A 2,821-nucleotide genomic window follows, 5' to 3' on the forward strand; every position below is an offset into this window, starting at 1 on the left:
AAACACCACGAACGCATCCAGATCCCAGCCCCGCGTCAACTCGTCCAGATACACCGCACCCCACCCCTTCGCCCCCAACACGCGATCCATGTCGTCGGGGGTCGTGGTGTCGATCGGGTCGACGTCGAGGATGCCGGCCGCGTGCGCGATCCCGTCGACAGGGTGTGCGTCGAGCAGTGCGGCGACCTGGAGCCTGTCGGCGACGTCGCACGCGACGACCTCCACCCGCTCCGCGCCCGCCGCCCGTAGCCGGGCGACCGTGTCGGCCACGCCGGGGGCATCCGGGCCGCTCCGGCTCGTCAGCACGAGCTGCGTGGTCCCGCGCCCGGCGAACCATTCGGCGACACGTACCCCGAGCGCACCGGTGCCACCGGTGACCAGGAGCCGCTGCGGGATCCTGTGGTCCGCGTCCCGGGTGGCGGTCGGAGCCGAGGCGGGCAACGGGGCCGGGCGGAGACGGCGGGCGTATGTCGCCGCACCGCGCACGGACACCTGGTCCTCGCGCGCGTGGGACAACACCGAAGCCAGGGAGCCGAGTTCATCGCGAGCCGGATGCGGCGGCACATCGACCAGACCGCCCCAGCGGTCGGGGCACTCCAGCGCCGCCACCCGGCCGAACCCCCAGACGGCGGCCTGCGCCGGTTCGTCGGGCGCGCGGCCGGGCCCGAACCCCGCATGCGTGACGACCCACAGCGGTGCGGCTGCCCCGGCGTCGCCGAGCGCCTGAACCAGCGCCATCACGTTCTCCACGGCGCGGCCGGCCTCCGACGCGGGCCGGCCGTCCCCGGGCGAGGGCAGGGACAGGCAGGAGAGCACGCCGGCCGGCTCCTCACCTTCGACGGCCTGCTCCAGGAGACGGGCGAGCCCCTTGCGGTCCAAGGCGTCGCAGGTCAGCCGCTCCAGCCCCGGAATGAACTGTTCAAGCCCCGCGAGCGGCACGTCATCGGGCGTCTGTAGGAGCAACCACCGTCCGGTGACGGGCTTCTCGTCCGGCACAACCACTGGTTCCCAGTCGACGCGATAACACCAGCCCTCGACCTCGGCGCGTTCCAGCTGCTCACGGCGCAATGCCGTCAGCGCGGGAAGAACGGCGTTCATCGCCTCCTGCGAGACCCCGAGCGTGTCCGCCAGCTCCGGCGCTCCCTCCTCGACGACCGCCCAGAAGGAGACATCGGCCTGGGAGAGCGACGGGTACGTGGGCGCCGCGCCCTGCGCGGTGACAGTTGGCCAGTAGCGTTGGCGTTGGAACGGGTAGGTGGGCAGGTCCACTGCCGGGGCACCGTCGCCGCTGCCGAGCAGGACACTCCAGTCGACCTCTCCACCGTCGACGTGGAAACGGGCCATCGCCCGCAGCACGGCCATGTGCTCGGAGACATCCTTGCGGAGCAGCGGGACGAAGAGCGCGTCGTCGACGTCACCGAGCACGGTTCGCGCGAGGGCGGTGAGGGTGCCGTCGGGGCCGATCTCCAGGAAACGGGTCACACCCTCGGCCGCCAGAGCACTCACACCATCGGCGAAGCGGACCGCCTGACGGACATGCCGTACCCAGTACTCGGCCGACGTCAGGTCACCGTCGGTGGCGAGACGTCCGGTCACGTTCGACACCACGGGAAGGGCAGGGGTTCCGTAGGTGATCCGCTCCGCCACCTCACGGAACGCGTCGAGCATCGGCTCCATCAACGGGGAATGGAAGGCGTGCGAGACCCGCAGACGGGACGTCCGCCGCCCCCGCGCCTTCAGCTTCTCGGCGACCTCCGTGACAGCCGCCTCGACACCGGCGATCACCACCGACCGCGGCCCGTTCACCGCCGCGACCGACACCAACGACGCGTCCAGCAACGGGACAACCTCGTCCTCGGCCGCCTCCACCGCCACCATCGCCCCGCCCGACGGCAACTCCTGCATCAACCGGCCACGCGCGGTGACCAAGGCGCACGCATCCTCCAGCGACAACACCCCCGCCACATGCGCGGCAGCAATCTCACCGACCGAATGACCGATGACAAAGTCCGGACGCACCCCCAACGACTCCACCAACCGGAACAGAGCCACCTCCACCGCGAACAACGCCGGCTGCGTCCACTCCGTACGACCCAACGACCCCGCGTCATCACCGAACACCACATCCCGCAACCCGGAGCCGACATACGCACACACCGCATCGAAAGCATCCGCGAAGACAGGAAACGCGTCATACAACTCCCGACCCATCCCCGGACGCTGCGCCCCCTGACCCGAGAACAAGAACGCCGTCCGGCCACCCTCCCGGGTAACGCCCGTGACCGTGCGCAAGCCGGTCTCGCCAAGGTGCAGGGCTTGCAGTTCCTCGACGAACTCCTCCTGTGTGGCAGCGAGTACGACGGCTCGCTGCTCGAACGAGGTACGGGTGGACGCGAGTGCTCGGGCCAGTCCCACAGAAGCAGAGTCGTGGCGCTTCCTGACTACGGTGAGCAGCCGTCCAGCCTGAGCCCGCTGGGCCTCGGCGCTCCGGGCGCTCACAAGCCAGGGCAGCACGGCTCCGTCACCTGTCCCGGACTCTTCAGGAGCCGGATCCGCAGGCGCCTCTTCGAGGATGACGTGGGCGTTGGTGCCGCTCAGACCGAACGACGACACACCCGCACGACGCGCACGCTCCACCGACTCCGGCCACTGACGCGCCTGAGTCAGCAGCTCCACTCCGCCTGAAGACCAGTCGACATGCGACGACGGCTCATCCGCATGCAACGTCGCCGGCAGCACACCGTGCCGCAGCGCCTCAACCATCTTGATCACACCGGCCACACCCGCGGCCGCCTGCGTGTGACCCACATTCGACTTCACC

Annotated in this window: 1 protein-coding gene; it reads right to left on the reverse strand. The window is 70.2% G+C overall.

All coding sequences use genetic code 11. The features are described from left to right. Positions 1-2,820, reverse strand: a 2,820-nt coding sequence (locus AWZ10_RS34710) for a type I polyketide synthase (protein ID WP_425264523.1), incomplete at its 3' end; no start/stop codon positions are given. Position 2,821: the final 1 nt, after the last annotated feature.

Source organism: Streptomyces europaeiscabiei (genome assembly GCF_001550375.1).
Classification (GTDB): domain Bacteria; phylum Actinomycetota; class Actinomycetes; order Streptomycetales; family Streptomycetaceae; genus Streptomyces; species Streptomyces europaeiscabiei.